This is a genomic window from Catenulispora pinistramenti, from assembly GCF_018274385.1.
Taxonomy (GTDB): Bacteria; Actinomycetota; Actinomycetes; order Streptomycetales; family Catenulisporaceae; genus Catenulispora; species Catenulispora pinistramenti.
Genome location: NZ_JAAFYZ010000064.1, coordinates 1 through 25,071 on the forward strand (window position 1 = coordinate 1; position 25,071 = coordinate 25,071).

A 25,071-nucleotide genomic window follows, 5' to 3' on the forward strand; every position below is an offset into this window, starting at 1 on the left:
GCCACCGGCACTGTAGGCGAAGCCCTGCCGACGCGACCGAGGGGAACGAACCGAAAACCAGCCGGAAGAATGGCAAAGCCCAGTGGTTCGGTACCGGCGACTCGCCGAATTCGGCCGCCGGTCAGGGCAACGGCGGCGCGGCAGTCCCGAGGGTGGGCATTCTGCACTGGCGAGTGCGGCCGCAGGTGTGGGCGCGGGCTCGCCTGGCCGCCAAGATGGCCACCGCCGGATGACATATAAACCTGGCCACCCATCGCCACGATGGCTGCCGCCGGATGGCATATGGCCCTGGCGACCAAGGCATGCCGCCTACCGCACCCGGGCATGTTCTCGACTAACTGACCACCGGCCCGCCGCCACACCCTCACCGGCAGCGGCATCAACCAACCGGTGTCCTCGTTCCCTGCGTTTTGTATTTCTCCGGCTGGCTTTCGGTTCGTTCCCCTCGGTCGCGTCGGCAGGGCTTCGCCTACAGTGCCGGTGGCCGGGGGTCAAGTTCGCGCCGTACGAAACCGCAGCTCAGGCACCCAACCGCCGCGCGCGGACTTTACCCCCGGACACCGGTGCTGTACCCCCCCGGGCTGACGACGCGACCGAGGGGAACGGACCGCACCACCTCACAAACCGCAGCCGCTGAGACTAGATCGACCACCCTGGGGAACCGCGCTAGTTTCCCTGAGGTTGTCGAGGCCCGCCGGAGGCCCGGCTCTTCACCACAGCTCTTGACCTTGATCTTGCCTGTGGCTCTTGATCTTGCTCTTGATCTGGCCTGTGCCCCTTGCTCCGACTTGCTGGAGTTGAAGAGGCCTCAGGTACGGCGGGGTTGTGAACGCGAAAACCGGCAGCCGACAAACACACCCACCGACCCGAACCCCGAACCGGCACAACTATGACCGAAGGCCGTAAAAAGCTTTGAAATCCACAGACTAACCGTAACTCGGCTCGCAAACTCCAGCCCCCAGCAAACTCCACCCGCCAACGCGGCGACCGTGCGGATCGCCGGGGAGCTCGGCAGTCGGGTCGGTTGAGCGTCGCGGACGTGCTCAGCCGGCGGTAGTTCTCATCCCCTTCGTCGGGCGGCGGGCGATCGACGCGTGGTAAGTTATAGAGCGACCACTAACTTAGGGGTGAACATGACCGTCCAGGAAGCCAACGTCAACGCCAATGCCAACCGTCGCACCGCGGCCCAGCACGCCGTGACCGAGCACCTGCGCCTCACCGCCGCGGGGCGAACCGAAGAATGGGTGAAGCTGTTCGCCCCGGACGGGGTGCTCGAGTTTCCGTACGCGCCGGTCGGTGTGCCCCGGCGGGTAGCGGGGCGGGTGGCGCTGTTCGAGCACATGAGTCATTTCCCTGGGACGTTCGACGTGGAGTTCGTCGACCTGGTGTTCCACGACACGGTTGATCCGAGTCTCGCGATCGCCGAATTCCGCTCCAGGGGTACCGCCGTGCCCACGGGCAAGCCGTACGAGCAGACCTGCATATCCGTCGTCCGGATTGATGAGGACGCGCTCATCACCCACTACCTCGACTACTGGAACCCGCTGGTGGCGATCGAGGCGCTGACACCCGCCGACGTCGCGTCGGACCCCGAGCTCAGCGTGGCTTTTGGCGGCTGAGGAAGGGCCGTGTTTAACTGATGACCATGCCCGCCGCCGGCACCAGTACGAAGAGCGACGAACGACGCCGGACCATTGTGGCCGCCTCGATCGAATGCTTCGCGCTGAAGGGTTTCTACGGCACGACGACACACGAGATCGCCGAGTGGGTCGGCGTTTCTCAGCCGTATCTCTATCGTCTGTTCCCGAACAAGGAAGCGTTGTTCGCGGCGACAGTCGACCACGTGTCCGTCGTGATGACCGAGACCCTGGCCGCGCATTCGCCGGCGTCGGGCGGGGCGGGGCTGACGCCCGAGGCGGCGTTGGACACGGCGCGCCGTGCCTACGCCGCGCTCGTCGCGGACCAGAACATCCTGCGGTTCCTCATGCACGCGAACTGCGCGGTCGGCGAGCCGCTGGTGGCGCAGGCCGTGCGTCGGTGCTACGCCAAGCAGGTCGACACCGTCCAGCAGCTGCTCGGCGATGAGGACGCGGTGCGGCGCTGGTTCGGTGCCGGAATGCTCGACAACGTGGTCGCCGTCCTGGGCCTGGCCGATGTCGACGAGCCTTGGGCGCACGTTCTCACCGCTCGGTGAACCGGCGCCGGGGATAGTCCCGTCCAGGTCGGCAAGGGCGGGGGGCCGCCGGGTAGGCGTTCGGCGGCGGCTCCCTCCAAGCCTGATGTGCGTGCTCTGTAGTTGCTCCCTCCTTGCCGGTGGGCCCGGCTACCAGCCGGTGTCTCCGGGCCCGCGGGTGATGGTGAAGCCGGTGCCGGGGTTGTTCAGACCGCCGGAGCCGGTGCCGCTGACGGCGACGTAGTCCGCTGTCATCCCGCCGGTCACGTCGTTGACGTTGATGCCGTACGTCCCCGCCCCGTTGATCGTGAGGTGGTCGAGGGTCAGGTCGCTGATCTGTTTGGCGTAGCTGAGAAGCACGCCTTCGTAGGTCGCGGAGTCGATGGTGTTGTCGGTGACGGTCACCGGCTGGGTGATGTCGTCGAGGTTGGCGTAGATCCACAGGGCTCCGAGGCTTGATCCCCAGCCGGAGTTGTAGGAGCCGGCTCGGGTCAGGACGTTGCCGCTGACGGTCGTCGGGCCGCTGAACCCGGCGCCGAATCGGGTGCTGATGGTGATCCCGGCCCCGAAGGCGACGGTGTCGGACACCTGGTTGTTCTCCACCACGTTGCCCGAGCCGCCGTAGACGCCGATCCCGTTGGCCTGGATCGGGCTCTGCACGGTGTTGTCCGCCAGGACGCAGTTCGTGACGTCGCCGCCTTCGGTGTCGAGCGCGAGTTCGTCGTCGCCGGTGTTGCGGACCGCGCTCTGGTCGACGCGCGAGTCCGCGCTTCCGCCGTGCAGGTGGACGCCGTCGGCGAAGACGTCGCGGACGCGCAGCCCGGTCGCGTACAGCCCGTCCGCCGGCACGGCCCACAGGCCGACTTTCAGGTGCTCCATCCAGACATCGAAGATCAGCGATCCGGGCTGGAACGTGCCCTCGATGCCGGCGGCGCCGGAGTCGTTGTTGCGATCGGTCTGGTCCCCGTCGATCGTCAGGTCGGCGATCTGGTTGACGCCGCCGGAGGTGTACAGGCCGCCGCTGCCGTTCACCGCGGTGGACTGGATGGTGGTGTACCACTGGCCGGCGCCGCGCACCGGGACGCCGTTGATGGTGATGCGGCCTGAGATGTCGTACGTCCCGGCCGGGAACCACAGGCCCTTGCCGGTGCCGGTGAGCGCGCTCAGCGCGTTGTTGATCGCGGTGGTGTCGTCGGCGCCGTTGTTCGGGGTGACGCCGTAGTCGGTGATGGACGCGAAGCCCGAGGGCATGCTGTACGCCGAGTCGACCTGCTCGGTGTCGATGACGTCGAAGGTGTAGGAGGCGGCGGTGTCGGCGGAGTCCTTCTGGAGTCTGAGGACGCTTCCGGCGGGCCAGTCGCCGATCAGCGATCTGGTCTCGTCGTAGAAGTGGTGCGCCGGGCCGTTGGACGGGCTGTGCGTGTCGGTGTAGCCGCCGCCGTAGAGCCAGCTGTACTCGCTGGTCAGGCTGAGGTCCTGGAGCTTGTTCCCGTTGGCGTACAAGGCGATCGGCGCGGTCGCCGTCGAGCCGTCGGAGTTGTCGGGGATGGAGTAGCGCACGACGATCGAGTTCGCCGGCCGGGTGAGTGTGATCTGGACGTACTGGCCGGTCGCCGTGAGCTGGACCGCCTGGCGGCCGGTCGATTCCGACTGGATGCTGGGGTAGCTGCGGCTCGCCGCGAGGACGGTCCCGTTCGTCTGCGCCGATGAGGCGACGTATTCGGTATAGGGAACGGTCGCGCCGACGGCGGCTGGAGCAGTCCCGTTCGCGACGGTGATGTCGTCGAGGGCGACGTTCCCGGTGTCGCCGGCGTCGTTCTGGAAGCCGATGAGGTTCTCACCGGAGCGTAGCGCCAGGTTCCACGTCGTGGTGAGCCAGCCGGATCCGGCCGGGAGTGAGAGCTGCTGCTGCTTCAGACCATTGACATACAACGAGATGCTCTGCGCCGCGCCGGTGGTGTCGGCGTATCGCAGGGTGACGGCACTCGTTCCGGCAGCTGGGACGAACGCGTCGATGACGGTGCGCGCACCCTGTGACGTGAAGCCGGTCAGGTAGCCCGAACCGCTGTATCCGGCGATGGACGTCGCGACGCTCGGGCCGCCGGAGAAGAACGCGGTCTCCGCCTCGTACGCCTGGCCTGACGGCGGCGGCGGCGATGACGATGACGTCGGGCTCGTGGGAGTCGTCGGCGGGGTGATCGGGGCGACGACGATGTTGTCGAGGTTGACGTTCCCGAGGTCGGTGCTGTCGAACTTGTAGGAGATCGTGTTGCTGCCGGCGTTGAGGCTGACGTTCTCCGACTCCGTCGTCCAGGTGTTCCAGTCGGCTGTAGTCGGCAGCAGGATCTGCTTCAGCTTCGTGCCGTTGACGTAGAGCGAGAGCGACATCTGCGAGCCGGTCCCGTTGGCGTAGCGCAGGGTCGTGGTAGTCGACCCGGCAGCCGATTCGGACACGGTGAAGGTCGTGTTCGCGTTGCCCTTGTCGGTGTCCGTGTATCCCTGGACGAAGCCTGTCCCTGTGTAGCCGGTGTGGTCGTTGCCGACGACCGCGCCGCCGGAAAGCGCGGCGTTCTCGGCTTCGTACTGTCCGGGCGGCGGAGCCTGGACCGGCGCCACCGTGATGTTGTCGAGGTTCACGTTCCCGAGGTCGCTGGAGTCGAACTTGTAGGAGATCGTGTCGGTGCCGGCGTTCAGGGGCACCGTCTCGGTCTCGGTGGTCCAGGTGTTCCAGTCCGCCGTTGCCGGGAGCAGGATCTGCTTCAGCTTCGTGCCGTTGACGTACAGCGACAGCGACATCTGTGCGCTGGTCCCGTTGGCATAGCGCAGAGCGACGGTCTCGTTTCCGGCGCTGCCTGCCGTGACCGTGAAGGTCGTGTTCGCGGTGCCCTTGTCGGTGTCCGTGTATCCCTCGACGAAGCCTGTCCCCGTGTAGCCGGTGTGGTCGCTGCCGACGACCGCGCCGCCGGACAGGGCCGCGTTCTCGGCCTCGTACGTGGTGCTGGTCGCGGATGCGGGCTGGGCGATCGTCCAGATGGCGACCGTCGTGCAGGCGAGGGCTGCGGCGGTCAGCAGGCCGAGCGTTCGTTGGCGGCGGTGCCCGGGGGTGGATCTGAGTGTGGAACGGAGCATCGTGCGTACTCCCTACTCCTGACATGAGGCATGGGGGTGCCGTCGCGTGACCCAATGCGCTGGTGGCGGGGTTACGACGGAGTTTCGAAGAGCTGGAAGACCAGCGAAACCGTACGACCGCCAGAAGCCGAAGTCCAGAGGTCGACGCAAAAACCAACCAGGAACAGCGGTTGTTCTTGCACTGCTACGCAGATTCCCGACTCAGCGCTGAAGCAGGCAGGGCTGTCAGCTGGATCGCACGACCCCGGTCGAAGCCCGGACGATCAGCTCGGGCTCGTACAGCGTCTCCTCCGGCGGGCCCGCGTTCCCGCCGATCTGCGCCTTCAGGGCATCCACCGCCGCGGCGCCCATGGCGCGCACCGGCTGGCGGACCGTCGTCAGCGGCGGATCGGTGGCGATCATGTAGGGCGAGTCGTCGAAGCCGACCACCGACAGGTCGCCGGGAACGCTCAGGCGCTGCCGGTAGGCGGCGCGGACCGCGCCGAGCGCTAACGCGTCGCTGGCGCAGATCAGGGCCGTGACACCGGCGCCGAGCAGCCGGGCCGTGGCCGTGCGGCCGTCCTCCATCGAGAATCCCGTGTGCGCGACCGACTCCCGCCACGCACCGGGATCGCTGCCGGGCGCCGCGCGCCGTTCCCAGTCCGCGACGAACGCGCCGAGTTTGCGCGCCGAGGGGATGTGGCCCATCGGGCCCAGCAGCATGCCGATCCGGCTGTGCCCCAGCGAGCGGAGGTGTTCCAGCGACTGGTCGACGGCCGAGGCGTCGTCGACGGTGATCCGGCGGACGCCGTCGTTGGCGTCGGCCGGGTTGATCAGGACAACCGGGATCCCGCGCTCTTGCAGGGCCTGACCGTGCTCCGGCCCGGCGTCGGCGTAGGAGGAGCCGATGAAGATGATGCCCGCGACCTCGTGGTCCATCAGCAGTTTGATGTAGTTGGCCTCAGACACGCCGTCGGCGGTGCGGGTGCACAGTACCGGCATGAGGCCCTGCTTCACCAAGCCGGCCGACACGGTCTCCACGAAGGCCGGGAAGATCGGGTTCTGCAGGTCCGGCACGACCAGGCCCACCAGGCCGGCCCGATTCCCGCGCAGCCTGGACGGACGCTCGTGTCCGAGCACGTCCAAGGCGGTCAGGACGCGGTCGCGCGTCTCCTGGGCTATGAACGGCTGGTCGTTGAGGACGCGGCGGACCGTGGCAAGGCTCACGCCCGCGAACGCGGCTACCTCGGTCAGTTTCGTGGCCACGGGCGTCAGCGTACAACCGATCTACGCAAGAAACGACGCGATCTTTGACGTTAATCGGCAGTGGATCACCGCGCGGTCCCGGCGCCGCTCCGCGCCGGCCCGGTCGAGCCCCGCACGACGAGCTCCGGCTCGAACAACAGCTCCTCGTCGGCGGCCGGCGCGCCTTCGACCTGGTTCAGCAACATGGTCACCGCGGCCCGGCCCATCGCCTCGATCGGCTGGCGGACGGTCGTCAGCGGCGGGTCGGTGCAGTTCATGAACGCGGAGTCGTCGTAGCCGATCACTGAGACGTCCGCCGGCACATCCAGCCCGGCCCGGCGGACGGCCCGGATCGCGCCCAGCGCCAGGATGTCGCTGCCGCACACCAGCCCGGTGACGCCCTCGGCGAGCAGCCGCGCGGCCGCCGCACGGCCGGCTTCCATGGAGAACTGCGCGTGCGCGATCTGGACCGTCACCGTTCCCGACGAGCGCGAGGCCTGCCTGAGCAGGGAGGCGACGCGACGCTGCGAGGGCATGTGGTCCTGCGGGCCGACGACGGCGCCCAGGTGGGTGTGGCCCATCGAGACCAGGTGCCCGTACGACTGCTCGGAGGCGACCTCGTCGTCGGTCGCCACGCAGGGGAAACCGAGGTGGCCGACGGCCGCGTTGAACAGTACGACCGGCACGCCACGCTCCCGGAGCCGGCGGTAGTGCTCGTGCGGTGCGTCCCCTTCGGCGTAGTGGCCGCCGCAGAAGACGACGCCGGAAACCTGTTGGTCGAGCAGCATTTCGACGTAGTCCGCCTCCGACAGGCCGCCGGCGGTGCGGGTGCACAGCACCGGGGTGAAGCCGCGCTGGGCCAGGGCGCCGCCGACCACCTCGGCCAGGGCCGGGAAGATCGGGTTCTGCAGTTCCGGCAGTACCAGTCCGATCAGCCGCGCTCGCTCGCCGCGCAGTTGCGTGGGGCGTTCGTAGCCGAGCACGTCCAGGGCTGTCAGTACCGCCTCGCGCGTCCCCTCGGCCACGCCGGGCCGGTTGTTCAGGACCCTGCTCACGGTCGCCTCGCTGACCCCGACCTTCTTGGCGACTTCGGCGAGGCGGCGGGCTGGTGTGGGAGTCATGGTCGCAACGATACGACACCGGGGTGCAAAGAATTCCAGGGATCCGTTCACTTTCTGAGGGACCGGCTGTGTCGTCGGCACCGGTGCCGAGGGGGTCCGGTGACGGTTCTCGCGACGCGCGGCGCCGTCCAGCCTTGATCGGGCCCGTTCTGCCGACCAGGTCTGGGCTCTGAGAACGGGTAGATATCTACCGATTCGTCTATACGGGTCGCGATGAAGTCGCGGCCTTGCGTTCTTTCATCGACATCTTGCGCTCATCTTTGACCGCCGCTACGGTGTGGCCCACTCGGCACCACATCGCAAGCGCTCGCCATCACATCCAGGTTTCCCGCGGATCACTCCCACGCGCAGGTCCCTCACATGGAAGGTGTTCGATGATGAGTCCCGCCCGACGGCCCGCGGCGCGCAAGATAGCCGCCGCCGTGCTCGTCGCAGGCCTCGGCGTCAGTGCCGCGGCGTGCTCCAGCAGCAAGAGCTCCAAGGACGCCGCCGCCCCGGCCGGCGGCGACGGCCCGGTCACCATCTCGGTCGCGTGCGAGCCGCCGACCAGCCAGGCCAAGCAGCGCGCCGAATGGCTCCAGGACGTCGCGACGTTCGAGAAGGCCAACCCGGACATCACGATCCACGGTGTCGACACCTACCCGTGCGAGAACACCGCGACGTTCACCGCGCAGCTGAAGGCCGGCACCGAGCCGGACGTGTTCCACATGTACTTCACCGATCTGAACCAGGTGCTGGACGCCGGACAGGCCGCGGACATCACGTCCTACGTCAACGACACCACCGTTCCCGGCTTCAGCGACCTCGCGCCGTCGGCGATGGCGGCGGTCACCGCCGGCAAGACCGTCTACGCGCTGCCGACCGGCATCTACACCCAGGGCCTGATCATCAACCGGAAGCTGTTCCAGCAGGCCGGGCTCAACCCGGACCAGCCGCCGACGACCTGGGCCGACGTCGAGAAGGACGCCAAGGCGATCGCCGCGCTCGGCAACGGGATCTACGGCTACGGCGAGTACAGCGCGGGCAACAACGGCGGCTGGCACTTCTCCTCGGAGGTCGACGCCAACGGCGGCCAGATGGTCGGCGGCGACGGCAAGGCGGCGTTCGACGCGCAGCCGGCGACCGAGGTCCTGCAGGCGCTGCACCAGATGCGCTTCGTGGACGGTTCGATGAGCCCGACGCAGCAGCTGAAATGGGGCGACCTGCAGAAGCAGATGGGGGCCGGCAAGCTCGGCATGTACATCGCCGCGCCGGACGACATCTACAACGTGATCGTCCCGCAGGACGGCGGCAACGTCGACGACTACGGCGTCGGCCCGCTGCCGAGCACCAGCGGCACCCCGGCCGGCTCGCTGTCCGGCGGCGACGCGCTCGCGTTCAACAAGCACGACACCCCGGCCCAGATCCGCGCGGGCGTCAAGTTTGTCGCCTTCTCCGAGCTGACGCCGGGACAAGGCCAGTTCAATTACGCCCGCACCAAGGCCGACGGGCTGCCGGTCGGCTTCCCCGAGCCGCTGGACTGGGTCGGCGCGACGTCCGCGAAGAACGAGCAGTTGAAGGCCGCGAGCCAGACCGTCGACACGGCGCACTTCAAGACGTTCGTGGACGCGCAGGAGAAGGGCATGGGTGAGCCCACCGACGCGCAGGCCGTCTACAAGACCCTCGACGCGACGATGCTCAGTGTGCTCCAGGACCCGAACGCCGACATCTCCTCGCTGCTGAAGACCGCCCAGACCCAGGTGAACACGCTGCTCGCGAACGCGAGTTAGTTCCGACGGTCATCAACGGCAACTGCAACGGCGGCAGAGCAGCAGGGAGCAGCGATGGCGGAGCAGGTGCTCAGCAGACCCGGGCGGCGCGATCCCGGCCGAGCCCGCGGCGGGTCTGGCGGACGTCCGGCCGCAGGGCCGGACGGCGGACCGAACGGCAGGTTCCTCAGGACCCTGCGTCGGCATCTGGCCGCGCACGGCTTCCTGATCGGCGCGGTCCTGTGCTTCGCGATGTTCTCCTGGTACCCGATGATCCGCGAGATCATCATGAGCTTCCAGCAGACCCACCGCGACAAGATCACCCGGCAGCCGAAGACCACCTGGGCCGGGCTGCAGAACTACACCCGGATCATCCACGACCCGACGTTCGCGCAGGCATGGAAGAACACTGTCGAGTTCAGCCTCCTGGCACTGCTGATCGGCTTCGCGGTTCCGTTCGTCACCGCGATCATCCTCAACGAGCTGCGGCACGCCCGCGGGTATCTCCGGATCCTGGTCTACCTCCCGGTGATGCTGCCCCCGGCATCGGCACTGCTGCTGTTCCAGTACTTCTACGACCCGAACTACGGCCTGTTCGACCACCTGCTCCGGATGCTGCACTTGCCGACGTCGCAGTTCGTCCAATCCTCCAGCAGCGCGCTGGTGTCCGTGACCGTCGCCTCGACCTGGATGAACATGGGCGGCACGACGCTCATCTACCTGGCAGCCCTGCAGAACATCCCCGGCGAGCTCTATGAGGCCGCAGAGCTGGACGGCGCCGGCATTCTCGGCCGGATCCGGCACGTCACGATCCCGCAGACCCGGCTGATCCTGTCGATGATGCTGATGCTCCAGATCGTGGGCACGATGCAGCTGTTCATCGAGCCGTTCATCCTCACCAACGGCGGGGCCGGGCCGAACAACTCGACCGTGTCAGTCGTGAACCTGATCTACCAGTACGCCTTCAACCTGTCCGGCTCCAGCAACTACAACAGCGCCTCGGCGCTCGGCGTCCTGCTGATGCTCGTGCTCGGCGTGTTCTCCGCCGGATATCTGTGGCTCAGCAGGGACCGGGACTAGAGAACAGGGAACGAAAGACCGTGTCGACCAGAACCCTCGTCTCGACCAGCGCGCTCAACCGCCGCCGCGGCCGGATCGTCTACCGGTTCACGGCCACGACCGTGATCGTCGGCTTCACGCTGATCTTCCTAGGCCCGCTGTACTTCCTGTTCACCGACGGCCTGAAATCCACGCATGAATCCGTCCAGGTCCCGCCGACGCTGTATCCGCACGCGATCCACCCCGGCACCTACGCTGACGCCTGGACCGTCGGCGGCGTGGGCCGGCTGCTTTTCAACACTCTGTATTACGCGTTCGGCGCGCTGGCCTTCCAACTCGTGTTCGACGTGGCCGCCGCCTATGCGCTGTCCAAGCTGCGTCCGGTGTTCGGCAACGCCATCTTCGGCCTGATGCTGTCGACCCTGATGATCCCCGCGACCGTTCTGGTGGTGCCGCAGTACATCACGGTCTCGGACCTGCCGATCGTGCACATGAACCTGGTCGGCACTCCCGAGGCGATCTGGCTGCCGGCGGTCGCCAACGGTTTCAGCATCTTCCTGCTCAAGCGCTTCTTCGACTCCATCCCGGACGACCTGCTGGCGGCGGCGGCGATCGACGGCGCGGGCCGGATGCGGACGCTGTGGTCCGTCGTGCTGCCGATGTCGCGCCCGATCCTCGGCGTCGTGTCCATCTTCGCGGTGACCGCGGTATGGAAGGACTACCTGTGGCCGCTCCTCGTCGAGGCCGGCTACAGCCCGACCCGGGAGACCCTGAACGTCGGTATCACGCAGGCCGCCGCGACGTCACCGCAGAACGTGGTCATCGCCGCCGCGGCCATCGCGGCGATCCCGCCCCTGATCTTCTTCCTGATCTTCCAGCGCAACATCATGTCCGGCCTGACCACCGGAAGCCTTAAAGGCTGAGCTCGAAAGCGGGTCTTTCCATGACGACCGTCCAAGAGAACACGCTCCACGACACTGACACTGATACCGGCCTCGATACCGACACCGGCCTCGATACCGACACCGGCCTCGATACCGATACCGACACCGACACCGACGGCGGGGCGCCGGCCCGGGCCGAGGCATGGTGGCGATCAGCGACGATCTACCAGGTCTACACCCGCAGCTTCGCCGACTCGAACGGCGACGGCATCGGTGACCTGCCCGGCGTCCGGGCGAAGCTGCCCTACCTCGCCGCGCTCGGCGTCGACGCGCTGTGGTTCAACCCCTGGTATCCCTCGCCGATGGCGGACGCGGGCTACGACATCGCCGACTACCGCGACATCGAGCCGGCCTTCGGCACCCTGGCCGACGCCGACGCCCTGATCGCCGAGGCCCATGCCCGGGGCATCCGCATCATCGTCGACATCGTGCCGAACCACTGCTCGGACCGGCACCGCTGGTTCCTGCAAGCGGTGGACTCCGAGCCCGGATCGCGGGAACGTTCGCGCTTCTGGTTCCGTCCCGGGCGCGGCCAGGACGGCTCGCAGCCGCCGAACGACTGGCAGTCCATCTTCGGCGGACCGGCCTGGACCCGCCTGACGGCATCGGACGGGACGCCGGGGGAGTGGTACCTGCACCTGTTCGCCCCCGAGCAGCCAGACCTGAACTGGTCCTCGCCGGACGTCCGTGAGGAATTCCAGGACGTGCTGCGGTTCTGGTTCGACCGCGGCGCCGACGGGATCCGGATCGACTCCGCGGCCCTGGTGACGAAGGACCCTGATCTCCCCGACCTGTCTTCGAACCCTGACCCGCACCCGTACGAGGACCGCGACGACGTCCATGAGATCTACCGTGCGTGGCGCGCGGTAGCCGAGTCCTACGGCGGCGACCGCGCGCTGATCGGCGAGCTGTGGATCCCGGACGCCGATCGTTTCGCCCGCTACTTCCGCGCCGACGAGCTGCACAGCGCGTTCAACTTCCCCTATCTGTGCAGCGCGTGGGATGCCGCACAGCTGCGGTCGGTCATCGAGGAGACGCTCGCGGTCCACGCCCGGGTCGGCGCCCCGGCCACGTGGGTGCTGTCCAACCACGACGTGGACCGGCACGTGTCGCGCTACGGCCGATCCGACACGTCGTTCGGCCTGGACCGGCGCGAGCACGGACGCCCCGTCGACGTCGGGCTCGGCACCCGCCGTGCTCGGGCCGCGGCCATGCTGACCTTCGCACTGCCCGGTGCCGCCTACGTCTACCAGGGCGACGAGCTGGGGCTGTGGGAGGTCGAGAACATCCCGGCGGACCTGCGCCAGGACCCGATCTGGCGGCGGACCGGCGGATCGGACCCGGGCCGGGACGGCTGCCGGGTGCCGCTGCCGTGGTCGGGGGCGGCACCGCCGTTCGGCTTCTCGCCGGACGGCGCGCCCGCCGACCCCTGGCTCCCGCAGCCGCCGGCCTGGTCGGGCCTGACGGTCCAGGCCGAGGACGGCGACCCGCGCTCGATGCTGGAACTGTACCGGGCCGCGCTGCGCATCCGGCGTCAGGACCCGTCCCTCGGCGACGGCACGCTGACGTGGATGCCGAACCGCGAATCAGTGCTCGACTTCGTGCGGGACGGCCGCTTCCGCTGTGTGGCGAACCTGTCGCCGACAGACATTCCGCTGCCTCCCCACGAGGACGTCCTATTGCAGAGCACTGATCTGGCGAACGGGCTCCTGCCGTCTGACGCCACCGTTTGGCTCCGCGTCGCGGACTGACAGGGAAGAATCACTGTTCCGCGCCGCGCGGGGCCCCACTGCATCCGCACTGCGTCGCGGCGGCACCTGAACCATACTGCCGGTCCCGCCCCTGATGCTCCCGATCTCAGGGGCGGGAGCATCAGGGGCGGGAGCAAAAGGCGCCCGGCTATTGCTGGATCGGGTCGGAAAGGGCCAGGTCCCACACGGCCAGGCCGTGGAGGCCGGCGTTCGCGGCCATCGTCCGGCGCAGGGCCAGGGACCGGGCGTCCGACCACCACAGGACGGTGCCGTCCGAGAGTGTCGCGGTCCACTCCCCGGAGGCGTCGTCGAACTGCGCCGTGGCGCCGTCGGCGGCGACGAGGTCGCGCGCGCCCTGATCGCTGACCTGGGTCGCGCCGCCGCCGGGCGGCCAGGAGTAGCCGTAGCCGGCGACGCCCAGGTCCACCTTGCCCGCCGGGACCTCGCCCACCAGCACGTCCAGGCCCTGCTGCTGCCAGGACAGCGCGCCGACCGGCCCGGGATCGGAGGCCTGCGTGTGCTGGTCGTAGGCCATCAGCACCAGGTGGTCGACGACCTGGCCGAGGGCGGGCAGGTCGTATCCGAGCTCTGAGTACTCCGCCGCGCTCTGGCCGTTCATCAGGTCCAGGCTGACGGTCTTGCCGGACGGCAGGGCCTGCTTCAGCGCGGTCACGAACGCCGTGAGGCCGTCGGTGTCCCGGGATCGCAGGGACTCGATGTCGATGGTGACGCCGTCCCAGCCCTGGGAGCTGACCGCACTGCTGAGGCTGGCGACCACGTTGCCGATGTTGTCCTGGCTGCTCAGCAGGTTGTAGGCGGCCGACTCGTCGAAGTCGCCGATGGCCTGGCTGAAGTTCCCGACGAGGAACTCGGCGGGCAGGCCGTCGGCGTGCGCGGCGGCCAGTTGGTTCAGGGCGCCGTCATCGGGTGCTGAGACGCTCGTACCGTCGGAGGTGATGTTGACACCGTCGACGCCGACCGAGCCCAGGGCGCCGGAGCTGGCGTCGATGAGCGAGGTGGCGTCGCCCTCTTCCTGGTAGCCGACTACCGGCAGTCCGGTGAAGGCCGAGGCGGTGCCGGTCGGGAGGGTCAGGGCGGCGGTGGCGAGCACGCCGACCGCTGAGGCGGCGAGCGTGCGGCCGGCGGTTCGGCGGGTGATCCGCGGGGTGATCCGGTGGGTGGTGCGGTGGTTTCTCATGGTCTCTCTTTCACGCTGTGGGGGGAGTGTTCGGTATCGCGTGGGGGTCAGCCGAACCAGGGGTTTCCGCCGCCCAGGGACCACACCGAGACCTTGGTGACCCCCAAGCCGGTGAGGACCTTCAGCTTCGCGGTCAGGGAAGCGCTGTCGACGTAGTCGTAGAGGACTCCGCCGGAGACCCAGCGGATCTCCCCGGAGGAGGGGTCGCGCCGAGCGGCGATGACGGCCGGGTCGGTGGAGAAGCCGGGGCTCTTGCGCATGTCGCTGAACTGGATGTTGCCGGTGACGTTGGTCAGATCGCAGGGGTCGGGGGCGTGGTAGCCGTACGACGGCAGGCCGATGACCAGTCGCGAGTGGTCCGGAACCTTGCTCTGGGCGTAGGCGGTGACCTGCTTCAGCCAGGCGTACGGGGTGATCGCCAGGCACCGGGCGCCCGGCGGCGTGTCGAACTCCTCGTCGTAGGCCATGATGACCAGCTCGTCCACGCCGGTCGCCGACACCTGCGCGTAGTCGTAGAACGAGGCGTCCGCGGTCATCGCCGGGGCGTCGACCTGGAGCCGCTTGCCCTTGGCGTGCAGCGAGGCGGCGAGCTGGGTCAGGAACTTCTTGTAGTTCGTGAAGTCCGAGGCCGACCAGGACCAGTAGTCCTCCAGGTCGACATCGACGCCGGACAGCCCGTTGCCGACGACCAGCGAGGTGAGCTGGGACACCGCCTTGGACCGGTTGCCGGAACTGCTGACCAGGGCGTGGACGTCGGCGGTGGTCATGCCGGAGATGGTCGGGTACTGATACGCCGAGTGGGCTTTCAGGTCGGCGACGTTCGCCGCGCTGAAGGTGTTGCACGTCCCGTCGGCGGTGGTCTCCAGCCGGACTGAGCCGTTGGACTGGACCGACCAGTACTCGGGCTTCAAGGCGCCGGTCAGGACCCGGTTGTCGGCGTACTCGGCCTGAGCGGTGCACGTCGAGTCCCCGGGAGACCCGGGGTAGAGCCAGGTCTGGAGCTGCACGCCGGATGCGCGCGCCGTACCGGCCACACGGCTGGCGGCGGCAGTCGCGTTCGCGGTCGTGGCCACCAACCCCGCCGTCGCGCAGGCGGCCATCAAGGTCAGGGGCGTTCTGGCCCGCAGTGTTCTGGCATGCAATGTTCTGGGACGCAGTGTTCTGGCACGAAGCATGTGTCCTCCGGAAGGCGTGGCGGATCACCGCACGGACCGGGTGGTCCGCGCGGGGCGTGGCGATGGTTCCGGTGGTGCCTTTTGTGCGGCGGGCAGTGCCTGATGCTCAGCCGGACCAGTAAGAGTCCAGGACGAGCGTGTCGGCGCCGGGGACGGCTGAGGCCGTGGACCAGGAGCCGCCCACCACCCGCCCGCTGTCGTCGTCGGCGGCGAGCGAGAGCTGGGTGAGGATGCGGTAGCGGTCACCGCGGTAGACGGAGTGCGTGAACTCCACGATCCGGCCGTCGGCGTCGGCGCTCACCCGATCGAAGAGCAGCGCCGGGGTGTGGACCGGCACCCCGAGCAGTTCGGCCTCCGCCTCGTCGACGACGGTGGGTTCGATGATCTGCGTGGCGGTGGCGAGCCGGACGCCGTAGCGCCGGCCCAGGATCCGGTAGAACGAGCCGTCCGCCAGGTCCTGGGAAGCCAGTCCCGGCACCAGGGCGGCCGGGACGTGCAGGGTGTCCACGGACATCGGATCACCGTCGGCCAGCCGCAGCCTGGTGATCCGCAGGACCTGCTCGGCCGGGGACACCTGGAGCCGCCGGCCGATCCTGGCGCCGGCCGCGACGGTCTGGAAGTCCACCATCCGGCTGGTCCAGACGCCGTCCACGCCGCCGACGGCCAGCGGCTGGCCGGGCTGCGCGGCGGGCGTCCCCAGGCGCTGGGCCACCTTGGCCTTGGCGACGAAGACCCCGCGGCCGTGCTCCCTGCTGAGGAGCCCGTCGCGGACCAGGTCGTCGACGACCGAGCGCAGCGTGGGGCGGGACACCGAGAGCTCCTCGCTCAACTGCCGCTCGCCGGGGATCGCCCGGCCCGGACCGTACTCCTCGACCAGGTCCAGCAGGTGCCCGCGAATACGCTCGCGCTTCTGCCAGCGGCTCTCGCCCACGTTCATCGCCCGTTCCGTTCCTTGTCCGGCACTGGTTGTCCGGAGCCCTTGACGTTGGCCAAATAATGACCCACGATAAGCCAACTGGTCAAGGGTTGGTAAGCTTTCCGCGCTAGAAGCGCCTGGAACTCCCCAAACATGACCGTCATCCAGACCAATTCTGTACCACTGGTCCACTCATTCCCGAGGTGGAGGCACCATGTTCATACACCGGCACAGCTTCACAGTTCGACACAGCCCCGTAGTCCCCGCGAGGGCTCACGGCCGCCGCCTGGCCGCGTTCGTACTCGCACCGATACTGGCGCTCGCCGCCGCGGGCTGTTCCGCCGGCGGCTCCAACTCCCCGGCCAAGGCCGACGTCGGGGCCGACGACACCACCCCGGTCACCATCACCTTCTGGCACGGGCTGAGCTCGGCGCACGAGGTCGCCGCGGTCAACGCGGTGCTGGCCAAGTTCCACCAGAAGTACCCCTACATCACGGTGCAGGCCGTCTCAGGGCAGACCGATGACAAGGTGAACCAGGCGATCCGCGGCGGCACGGCCCCCGACGTCGCGTCCTCCTTCAACGCCGCCAACGTCGGCGGGTGGTGCGCCAGCGGAGCCTTCCAGGACCTCAGCGCGGACATCGCCGCCGACCACGTGGACATGTCGCAGATCCCGCAGGCGGTCCAGTCCTACACCGCCTTCGACGGCAAGCGCTGCACGATGCCGTGGCTGGCCGACACCTTCGGGCTCTACTACAACAAGAAGCTGTTCGCCGCCGCCGGGATCACGGCGCCGCCCAAGACGATGACCGAGCTGGCCCAGGACGCCAAGAAGCTGACCGTGTTCAACCCGGACGGCTCGATCAAGACCGCCGGGTTCATGCCCTACCTGGGGACCTACCAGATGGTCACCGAGCACCTGGTGACCAGTTGGGGCGGCAAGTGGCTCAAGCCGGACGGCACCTCGAACGTGGCCTCCGACCCCGCCTTCGCCGCGGCGCTCACCTGGCAGAAGAACCTGGTCGACTGGTTCGGCGCCGGCAAGCTCGCCAAGTTCAAAGCCGGTATGGGCGACGAGATGTCGGCACAGAACGCCTTCGAGACCGGGAACGTGGCGATGATGGTCGACGGGGAGTGGCGCACCGCGTTCATCAAGAACGACAAGTCAGACGTCGACTACGGCACCGCGCCCATGCCGGTCGCCGACGACAAGCCCGAGCTGTACGGCTCCGGCTACGTCGGCGGCAACGTCATCGGCATCCCCAAGGGCAGCAAGCACCCGGCCGCGGCCTGGAAGCTGGTCAAGTTCCTCACCACCGACACCGACGCCGTCGCCTCCTTCGCCGACGCCATCGGCAACGTCCCCACCACCATCGCGGCCCTGGACTCCCCGGCGCTGACGCTGGCCCAGGACCCGGACTTCGCGACCTTCCTGGAGGTCTTCAAGAACCCGGCGACCTCCACCACCCCGGCCAGCCCGGACGGTGGCGCCTACCTGACCGACTTCGGCCCCTTCGCCGAGAAGTGGCAGAACGGCCAGGTACCCGACCTCAAGGCCGGGCTGGCCGGGGTGGACAAGCAGAACGACGCCGCCCTCAAGCTCAGCCAGTGAGCCCCGGAAAGCCGGCTGCCACCATGGGCACCTTGTCACTCGTCACCCGGGCGGCCCGACGGCCGCCCGGCCCGGACCCGCAGACCTCACCCGCCGTGCGCGCCAAGCGTCGCCGTACCCGGATCAGGATCCTGCTGTTCCTGTCGCCGTGGATCGTCGGGTTCACCGTGTTCCTGGCCTATCCGCTGGTCATGACGGTCTGGCTGTCGTTCACCAACTCCGACATGATCTCCAGCCCGCACTTCGTGGGCCTGCGCAACTACCGCTACATGTTCAGCGACGACCCGCAGATCTGGCAGGCGGTGCGCAACACCGGCTGGCTGATGGCGGTCATGGTCCCGGCGCAGGTGCTCTTCGCGCTCGGCGTCGCCATGGTCACCGCCCGGCTCAAAGCCGGGGCGGGCCTGTTCCGGACGCTGTTCTACCTGCCGGCGCTCGCGCCGCCGGTCGCGGCGACCGTGGCCTTCGTGTGCCTGTTCAACCCGTCCTCCGGACCGGTGAACAAGATCCTGGGCCTGATCGGCGTGCACGGCCCGCTGTGGTTCGACTCCCCGGTCTGGTCCAAGCCGGCCCTGACGCTGCTCACGCTGTGGGGAAGCGGGACGATGATGGTCATCTTCCTGGCCGCGCTGCTGGACGTGCCCGCCGAACTCTACGAAGCCGCGGAACTCGACGGCACCAACCCGCTTCAGCGGTTCCGCTACGTGACGCTGCCGACCATCTCCCCGGTCGTGCTGTTCGCGACCGTGACCGCGGTCATCGCGGCCCTGCAGTACTTCACCCAGGCGATGGTCGCTTCCCAGACCGCTGACGGCAGCATCCAGGCTCCGCCGGGGTACCCCGGCGGTTCGACGCTCACCTTCTCCCAACAGCTGTACACCGCCGGGTTCACCCAGTTCCACATGGGCTACGCCTGCGCACTGGCGGTCGTCCTGTTCGCCGTGGCGATGGTCTTCACCGTCGCGCTGCTGCGCCGGGCATCAGGCTTCAACACCGAGGAGGCGACACAGTGACCGCCCTGGCACCCACGGCGCGCGACCGGTCCGCTCGCGGCGTATCCGCCCACAACGTAGCCCGGCGCCGGTCCGGGCGCCGCAGAACCCTGATCTGGATCGCGGAACACGCGCTGGCCTGCGGACTGGCCGTCGCGTTCGTCGGGCCCATCGTCTTCATACTGCTCACGTCCGTGATGACCGACCAGCAGTCGCTGACCTCGAACCTGTGGCCCGCGCACTGGCAGTGGTCCAACTACACGGCGGTGTTCTCCAAGGCTCCGACCGGTACCTGGATCAAGAACACCGTGGTCTACGCCGGACTGGTGACCATGTGCACGCTGGTCTCCAGCGTCCCGGTCGCCTACGCCCTGGCCCGGTTCCGCTTCCGGGCCCGCAACGGGGTCTTCCTCGCCGTGATCATGATGATGATGCTGCCGCCGCAGGTCCTGGTGATCCCGATGTACATCATGTGGGCACGCCTGCACCTGACCGGCACCATCTGGCCGCTGGTCATCCCCTGCGCGTTCGGGGACGCGTTCTCCATCTTCCTGCTGCGCCAGTTCCTGCTGACCATTCCGGAGGACTACCTGAACGCGGCACGGATCGACGGCTGTAGCGAAGTACGGGTCCTGCTTCGCGTGGTCCTGCCGATGATGCGTCCGGCGATCGTGGCCGTCGGCCTGTTCGCGTTCTTCAACGCCTGGAACGACTACTACGGACCGCTCATCTACACCGGCGAGAAGCCGGACCACTGGACGCTCGCCGTCGGACTGGCCAGCTTCAAATCCGCCCACGCCGTCCAGTGGAACCTCACCATGGCCGCCACCGTCATCGCGATGGCACCGGTGATCATCGTGTTCTTCTTCGCCCAGAAGGCCTTCATCGAAGGCGTCACCCTGACAGGAGTCAAAGGTTGAAAATCGTCGTCGTCGGTGGCGGATCCACCTACACCCCCGAACTGGTCGACGGGTTCGCCCGGCTGCGAGACACCCTCGCCGTGGACGAGCTGGTCCTCATCGACCCGGACGCCGAACGCGTCGGCCTGGTCGGGGGCGTATCGGCGCGCATCCTGGCCAAGCAGGGGCATCCCGGCCGCCTGGTCACCGGCACCGATCTGGACGAGCACCTGGACGGCGCCGCCGCGGTCCTGCTCCAGCTGCGAGTCGGCGGCCAGGCCGCGCGGCACACCGATGAGACCCTGCCGCTGATGTGCGGCTGCGTCGGCCAGGAGACCACCGGCGCCGGCGGCCTGGCCAAGGCGCTGCGCACCGTCCCGGTCGTCCTGGACATCGCCGACCGGATCCGCAAACGCGCGCCCGAGGCCTGGATCGTGGACTTCACCAATCCCGTCGGCATCGTCACCCGGGCCCTGCTGGACGCCGGACACAAGGCCGTCGGGCTGTGCAACGTCGCCAAGGGCTTCCAGCACACCTTCGGCGACTGGTTCGGGGTCGACCCCGGACGGGTCGAGCTCGACCACGTCGGCCTCAACCACCTGACCTGGGAACGCGGGGTCCGCGTCGACGGGGTGGAGGTGCTGCCGCGGATCTTCGCCGAGCGCGGCGAGCAGCTGGCCGAGCGAGTGAAGATCCCGATCGAGGTGATGCGGCGCCACGGCGCCATCCCGTCCTACTACCTGCGGTTCTACTACGCCCACGACGCCGTCGTCGCCGAGCAGCTGGTCCAGGAGTCCCGCGCACACCAGGTCGCGGCACTGGAGCGGCAACTGCTTCAGATGTACGCGGACCCGGCACTCGAGGAGAAGCCCGCGCTGCTGGACCAGCGGGGCGGCGCCTACTACTCCGAGGCCGCGATCGAACTGGTCGCCGGATTGCTCGGGGCGGGCGGCACCGTTCAGGTCGCCAACGTGCGCAACGGCGACACCATGCCGTTCCTGTCGCCGGACGCCGTCATCGAAGTGCCCTGCCGCATCGACGGCGCCGGCGCGCACCCGCTGCCGATCGCGCCGATCGACCCGCTGCAGGCAGGTCTGATCGCCCACGTCGCGGCCTATGAGGAACTCGCCCTCCAAGCGGCCTTGTACGGCGGGATCGGCCGGGTCGAAGACGCTCTCATCGCCCACCCGCTGATCGGACAGACCGAGCCGGCCCAGGTGCTGGCCGCCGAGATGGTGTCGGTCAACCGCGACTACCTGCCGTGGGCCAAGCTGTGAGCCGGACCTTGACGCGGATGTTCCTGGCCGTGGACGGCGGCAACAGCAAAACCGATGTCGTCCTGGGCGACGCCACCGGCAAGATCCTCGCCCGGGCCCGCGGCGGACCCTTCCGGCCCCAGGTCACCGGCGTTCCGGCGGCGCTCGACGCGCTGACGGAGACGGTCGCGCGGGTACGGGCTCGCGCCGGCGTCGAAGGGCCCGTCGAGCGGCTGTCGGCGTTCGTGGCCGGCGCCGACCTGCCGGAGGAGGAGGCGGCTCTTCAGGAGGCTTTCGCCCGGCGCGGCTGGGCCCGGGAGGTCCACGTCGCCAACGACACGTTCGCGTTGCTGCACGCCGGCTCACCGGACGGGACCGGTATCGCAGTGGTCTGCGGTACCGGCATCAACTGTGTCGGTATCGCCCCGGACGGTTCGGTCGCACGCTTCCCGGCCCTGGGCATCCTGTCGGGGGACTGGGGCGGCGGCATGGACATCGGGACCCTGATGCTGTGGCACGCGGTGCGCGGCGAAGACGGCCGCGGACCGCGCACCGCCCTGGCCTCGGCGGTCGCCGGCCACTTCGGACTGCCGACCGCACTGGACGTCACCCTGGCGATCCACGCCGGCGCCCTCGCCGAGGCCGAACTGCGAACCCTGACACCGGTGCTGTTCACCCTGACGTCAGACCCGATCGCGCGATCGATCCTGGACCGCCAGGCCGACGAGGTGTGCGCCCTGGGACTGTCGGCCCTGCGCAGGCTCGGCCTGGACCGGACACCGACCCCGGTGATCCTGGGCGGCGGCGTCCTCGGCGCCGCGGACCCCTACCTCCTCGGCCGGATCGGCGACGGGTTCGCCGCTTCGCAAGCGAAGGTGGAGCTGCGAGTCGTGACCGAGCCGCCGGTGACCGGCGCCGCTCTGCACGCGCTCGGAGTGGAAGCCGACGTCGCGGTACGTGAGCTGTTGCTGCGGCAGCTCTCAGCTGGCGCGGCTCTCGTGGGATAGGAGATCGCGTCGCTGCGGGTGTCCGCGCATTAAGCCAGGCTTGAAGCGAACCTGCTGGCCAGGCCCGTGGAGTCGAGCAGGGCCAAGCGGCGGGCGTCGGGGCTTGCGGGCTCGGCGGTCCCGACCAGCAGGCACTGGCCCGGCACGTTCTGGACCTCGAAGGTCTGGTAGGTGAGCGTCAGCCGCCCCGCGTCCGGATGCTGGAAGGTCTTGGTCCTGCTGCCCAGGCGGGCGACGTCCTGGCGGCTCCAAAGTGCGGCGAAGTCCTGGCTGTCGGTGAGCAGGCCGTCGATCAGGGCCGCTGTGCGGGGGTCCTTCCGCTCGTGCCCGTGGGCCAGCCGTAGTGCGGCGACGGTGTCGCGGGCCACGCTGTGCCAGTCGGCGAACAGTTCCCGGGCCGCGGGGTCGCAGAACAATGCACGGGCCATGCCGCGCGAGTCGGCGAGCGGGGAGAGCAGGGCGTCGGCCAGGGTGTTGGAGGCCAGGATGTCCAGGCGCCGGTTGATGACGTAGGCCACGGCGTCGGGGAAGGAGCCCATCAGGCGCAGCAGCTCCGGTGCGACTGTCTCGGCATCGGGTGCGGGTTCTTCGGGCGTGGGCACGAGTCCGGCCAGGCGGTAGGCGTGCCAGCAGGCGTCGGAGTCCAGGCGCAGGGCCCGTGCGAGGGCGTCGAGGACCTGTCCGGAGGGATGCCGTTCGCGGCCTTGCTCCAGGCGGGCGTAGTAGTCGGCGCTGACGCCGGCCAGCACCGCGACCTCCTCACGCCGCAGCCCGGTGACCCGGCGGCCCTGGGAACAGGGAAACCCCACGTCAGCGGGGCGGACGCGGGAGCGACGCGCCAGCAGGAACTCGCCCAGTTCATTGCCGGTCATGTCTCGATCGTACGACGCCGGTACCTAGGAGCCGCGCACCCAGGAAGACCCGTCCTGCCACGTGCCCAGGATCGGACACATGCTGGTCGGTACCGGCCGATGCACGATGCACCACCATGCCGGACGCCGATACGCCGAAGGGCTTGAACATGACGCACCCGCTCACCCCGAAAGTGGTGCTGATCACCGGCGCCAGCAGCGGCATCGGCGAGGCCACCGCCAGACGCCTGGCCGCTGCGGGAAACCACCTGGTACTCGGGGCGCGGCGCACCGACCGCCTCGCGGCCTTGGCCGAGGACCTCGAAGGCACGGCCGGCAGCGCCGTCGCGCACGCGTTGGACGTGACCGATCCGGCCAGCGTGCAGTCCTTCGTCACAGCCGCCCATGACCGGTATGGGCGCGTGGACGTCCTGGTCAACAACGCCGGCGTGATGCCGCTGTCGCGAATGGACGCACTGCGCGTCGACGAGTGGGACCGCATGATCGATGTGAACCTGCGCGGGGTCCTGCACGGTATCGCCGCCGTCCTACCGATCATGCAGGAGCAGCGCAGCGGGCACATCGTGAACATCTCCTCGGTCTCAGGACTGAGGGTCGATCCGACCGCCGCCGTCTACAGCGCCACCAAGTACGCGGTGCGCGCCCTGTCGGAGGGCCTGCGCCAGGAGAGCCGCGAGCTGCGGGTCACCGTGATCAGCCCCGGCCTGACCCGCAGCGAGCTGGCCGGGACCATCGGCGACAGCGCGGTCAAAGACGCGGTCGAGGACCAGATGGGGATCGCGATCCCGGCCGCCGCCATCGCCGAGGCGATCCGGTACGCCATCGACCAGCCCGCCGAGGTGGACGTCAACGAACTCGTCGTCCGGCCCACGGCCCAGGGGTGAAGGGGGCGAAAGCTGTCAACGTCCAGCACGGAAAGGTGACATCGATGGTGACCGATCAGCAGGTACGAGACTGGGTCGAGGGCTACATCCGGGCCTGGACCACCGGCAGCAAGAAGGACATCACCGCGCTGTTCTCCCCGCGCGCCGAGTACCACGAGTGGCCCTACGAGACCGACTGGATCGGCCGCGAGGCGATCATCGACGGCTGGCTCAGCCGCGCACCCTGGCAGGAGGGCGGCTGGGAATTCGAGTGGTCCGTCCTCGCCATCAACGGCGACACGGCGGCGATCGAGGGCACCGGCCGCTATAAGGAGCTGGGCATCTTTGCCAACTTGTGGACCGTGACGTTCGACAAGAACGGCAAGTGCACCGTGTTCCGGATGTGGAACAACCAGGTCTGAATCAAGGCACGCCGATGCTGTCGAGGTACGCCGGTTCCCATCACCGCTCCACCGCGAGCCGCACTCCGAGGCCGATGAACACCCCGCCGGTCGCCGTGTCCAGCCGCCGCCGGGCCGTCTCGCGGCGGCCGAGCCAGCTTCCGATGCGTCCCGCGAAGACACCCACGGCCCCGTCCACCAGGAATTCCAGCGCGATGAACACCGCGCCGAGGATCGCGAACTGGAGCCAGACCCGCCCGAGCCGGGGGTCGACGAACTGCGGCAGGAACGCGATGGTGAACGTGATCATCTTCGGGTTGACCAGGTTGGTCAGCAGGCCGCGTAGATAGGCGTGCCGTCCCGAGACTCCGCTGCCGGTCTCCATGCGGTCCTGGCCGCGGTGCCGGATGGCCTGGACGCCCAGGTAGATCAGGTATGCCGCGCCGGTGATGCGCAGTGCGGTGAAGGCGGTCGGTGCCGCGGCGAAGAACGCCGACAGACCGGCCGCGGCCAGGGCGATGTGGACGACTTCGCTGGTGGCGACGCCGGCGGTGGCGAGCAGCCCGGCCCGGGCCCCGCCCCGGATGCCGCAGCCGAGGACGAAGAGCATGTCGGGTCCCGGGCTGATCATCGCGACGACGGTGGTGAGCAGGAACACAGCGAACAGGTGCATGTTCAGGTCCATGACGGCGATGGTCAGGCGTCGGAGGGCTCGTCGGCGAGCGGGATTC

Annotated in this window: 21 protein-coding genes; 13 read left to right on the forward strand and 8 right to left on the reverse strand. The window is 68.8% G+C overall.

Annotation, left to right across the window (positions count from 1 at the left end):
- The first annotated feature begins 1,133 nt into the window (after positions 1 to 1,133).
- Positions 1,134 to 1,619, forward strand: coding sequence for a nuclear transport factor 2 family protein (locus tag KGQ19_RS19855; protein WP_212010689.1), 486 nt, complete (start codon positions 1,134 to 1,136; stop codon positions 1,617 to 1,619).
- Positions 1,620 to 1,639: 20 nt separating this feature from the next.
- A complete protein-coding gene (locus KGQ19_RS19860) occupies positions 1,640 to 2,194 on the forward strand; it encodes a TetR/AcrR family transcriptional regulator (RefSeq protein ID WP_212010690.1) in 555 nt (184 codons plus the stop codon).
- A gap of 129 nt (positions 2,195 to 2,323) precedes the next feature.
- On the opposite strand, the gene KGQ19_RS19865 is transcribed toward KGQ19_RS19860, so the two are convergent.
- The 3 genes from KGQ19_RS19865 to KGQ19_RS19875 all read right to left on the reverse strand — a co-directional run bounded on the left by KGQ19_RS19865 (position 2,324) and on the right by KGQ19_RS19875 (position 7,647).
- Entirely contained in the window at positions 2,324 to 5,302 is a 2,979-nt protein-coding gene (locus KGQ19_RS19865) for a carbohydrate-binding protein (RefSeq protein WP_212010691.1), read from the reverse strand.
- A 225-nt stretch (positions 5,303 to 5,527) separates the two neighbouring features.
- Positions 5,528 to 6,547, reverse strand: a complete 1,020-nt coding sequence (locus tag KGQ19_RS19870) for a LacI family DNA-binding transcriptional regulator (protein WP_212010692.1) — start codon at positions 6,545 to 6,547, stop codon at positions 5,528 to 5,530.
- 65 nt (positions 6,548 to 6,612) lie between these two features.
- Positions 6,613 to 7,647 (reverse strand): LacI family DNA-binding transcriptional regulator, encoded by a 1,035-nt coding sequence (locus KGQ19_RS19875; protein WP_212010693.1) that lies wholly within the window; start codon positions 7,645 to 7,647, stop codon positions 6,613 to 6,615.
- A 377-nt stretch (positions 7,648 to 8,024) separates the two neighbouring features.
- On the opposite strand from KGQ19_RS19875, the gene KGQ19_RS19880 reads away from it, so the two are divergent.
- Genes KGQ19_RS19880 through KGQ19_RS19895 form a run of 4 tightly spaced genes read left to right on the forward strand, consistent with a single transcriptional unit; the run spans position 8,025 to position 13,149 of the window.
- Positions 8,025 to 9,416 (forward strand): ABC transporter substrate-binding protein, encoded by a 1,392-nt coding sequence (locus KGQ19_RS19880; RefSeq protein WP_212010694.1) that lies wholly within the window; start codon positions 8,025 to 8,027, stop codon positions 9,414 to 9,416.
- 54 nt (positions 9,417 to 9,470) lie between these two features.
- Positions 9,471 to 10,475, forward strand: coding sequence for a carbohydrate ABC transporter permease (locus KGQ19_RS19885; protein ID WP_212010695.1), 1,005 nt, complete (start codon positions 9,471 to 9,473; stop codon positions 10,473 to 10,475).
- A 20-nt stretch (positions 10,476 to 10,495) separates the two neighbouring features.
- The gene (locus tag KGQ19_RS51955) at positions 10,496 to 11,377 is read left to right on the forward strand and encodes a carbohydrate ABC transporter permease (protein ID WP_307856458.1); all 882 of its coding nucleotides are present in this window, start codon (positions 10,496 to 10,498) and stop codon (positions 11,375 to 11,377) included.
- 20 nt (positions 11,378 to 11,397) lie between these two features.
- The gene (locus KGQ19_RS19895; protein ID WP_212010696.1) at positions 11,398 to 13,149 is read left to right on the forward strand and encodes an alpha-amylase family glycosyl hydrolase; all 1,752 of its coding nucleotides are present in this window, start codon (positions 11,398 to 11,400) and stop codon (positions 13,147 to 13,149) included.
- A 148-nt stretch (positions 13,150 to 13,297) separates the two neighbouring features.
- Here the strand turns inward: KGQ19_RS19895 and KGQ19_RS19900 are convergent, their stop codons facing one another.
- The 3 genes from KGQ19_RS19900 to KGQ19_RS19910 form a co-directional block, all read right to left on the reverse strand.
- Complete coding sequence (locus KGQ19_RS19900; protein ID WP_212010697.1) at positions 13,298 to 14,347, reverse strand: glycosyl hydrolase family 18 protein; 1,050 nt, start codon at positions 14,345 to 14,347, stop codon at positions 13,298 to 13,300.
- A 47-nt stretch (positions 14,348 to 14,394) separates the two neighbouring features.
- The gene (locus KGQ19_RS19905; protein WP_212010698.1) at positions 14,395 to 15,420 is read right to left on the reverse strand and encodes a glycosyl hydrolase family 18 protein; all 1,026 of its coding nucleotides are present in this window, start codon (positions 15,418 to 15,420) and stop codon (positions 14,395 to 14,397) included.
- 208 nt (positions 15,421 to 15,628) lie between these two features.
- Positions 15,629 to 16,459, reverse strand: coding sequence for a GntR family transcriptional regulator (locus KGQ19_RS19910; protein ID WP_212010699.1), 831 nt, complete (start codon positions 16,457 to 16,459; stop codon positions 15,629 to 15,631).
- A gap of 193 nt (positions 16,460 to 16,652) precedes the next feature.
- Here KGQ19_RS19910 and KGQ19_RS19915 point away from each other — a divergent pair, with 193 nt between their 5' ends.
- From KGQ19_RS19915 to KGQ19_RS19935, 5 genes are read left to right on the forward strand one after another with little or no spacing between them, the layout of a single operon-like run.
- Complete coding sequence (locus KGQ19_RS19915; RefSeq protein WP_212010700.1) at positions 16,653 to 18,050, forward strand: ABC transporter substrate-binding protein; 1,398 nt, start codon at positions 16,653 to 16,655, stop codon at positions 18,048 to 18,050.
- 23 nt (positions 18,051 to 18,073) lie between these two features.
- On the forward strand, positions 18,074 to 19,063 hold the full coding sequence (locus KGQ19_RS19920; RefSeq protein WP_368862125.1) for a carbohydrate ABC transporter permease: 990 nt from the start codon (positions 18,074 to 18,076) through the stop codon (positions 19,061 to 19,063).
- On the forward strand, positions 19,060 to 19,962 hold the full coding sequence (locus tag KGQ19_RS19925; RefSeq protein ID WP_212010702.1) for a carbohydrate ABC transporter permease: 903 nt from the start codon (positions 19,060 to 19,062) through the stop codon (positions 19,960 to 19,962). The genes KGQ19_RS19920 and KGQ19_RS19925 overlap by 4 nt, the downstream gene beginning before the upstream one ends.
- Positions 19,959 to 21,218 carry a 6-phospho-beta-glucosidase gene (locus KGQ19_RS19930; protein ID WP_212010703.1) on the forward strand — a complete coding sequence of 420 codons (1,260 nt, stop codon included), beginning with the start codon at positions 19,959 to 19,961 and terminating at the stop codon, positions 21,216 to 21,218. Before KGQ19_RS19925 ends, KGQ19_RS19930 begins: the two co-directional genes overlap by 4 nt.
- Positions 21,215 to 22,204, forward strand: a complete 990-nt coding sequence (locus KGQ19_RS19935) for an N-acetylglucosamine kinase (RefSeq protein ID WP_212010704.1) — start codon at positions 21,215 to 21,217, stop codon at positions 22,202 to 22,204. Before KGQ19_RS19930 ends, KGQ19_RS19935 begins: the two co-directional genes overlap by 4 nt.
- Before the next feature lie 29 nt (positions 22,205 to 22,233).
- On the opposite strand, the gene KGQ19_RS19940 is transcribed toward KGQ19_RS19935, so the two are convergent.
- On the reverse strand, positions 22,234 to 23,076 hold the full coding sequence (locus KGQ19_RS19940) for a helix-turn-helix domain-containing protein (protein ID WP_212010705.1): 843 nt from the start codon (positions 23,074 to 23,076) through the stop codon (positions 22,234 to 22,236).
- A 149-nt stretch (positions 23,077 to 23,225) separates the two neighbouring features.
- On the opposite strand from KGQ19_RS19940, the gene KGQ19_RS19945 reads away from it, so the two are divergent.
- Positions 23,226 to 23,960: an SDR family oxidoreductase gene (locus KGQ19_RS19945; protein ID WP_368862126.1), complete on the forward strand. Its 735-nt coding sequence runs from the start codon at positions 23,226 to 23,228 to the stop codon at positions 23,958 to 23,960.
- Between the two features lie 44 nt (positions 23,961 to 24,004).
- Positions 24,005 to 24,361, forward strand: coding sequence for a nuclear transport factor 2 family protein (locus tag KGQ19_RS19950; RefSeq protein WP_212010707.1), 357 nt, complete (start codon positions 24,005 to 24,007; stop codon positions 24,359 to 24,361).
- A 40-nt stretch (positions 24,362 to 24,401) separates the two neighbouring features.
- Here KGQ19_RS19950 and KGQ19_RS19955 read toward each other — a convergent pair whose 3' ends face one another.
- The gene (locus KGQ19_RS19955) at positions 24,402 to 25,025 is read right to left on the reverse strand and encodes a LysE family translocator (protein WP_212010708.1); all 624 of its coding nucleotides are present in this window, start codon (positions 25,023 to 25,025) and stop codon (positions 24,402 to 24,404) included.
- Positions 25,026 to 25,071 lie beyond the last annotated feature (46 nt).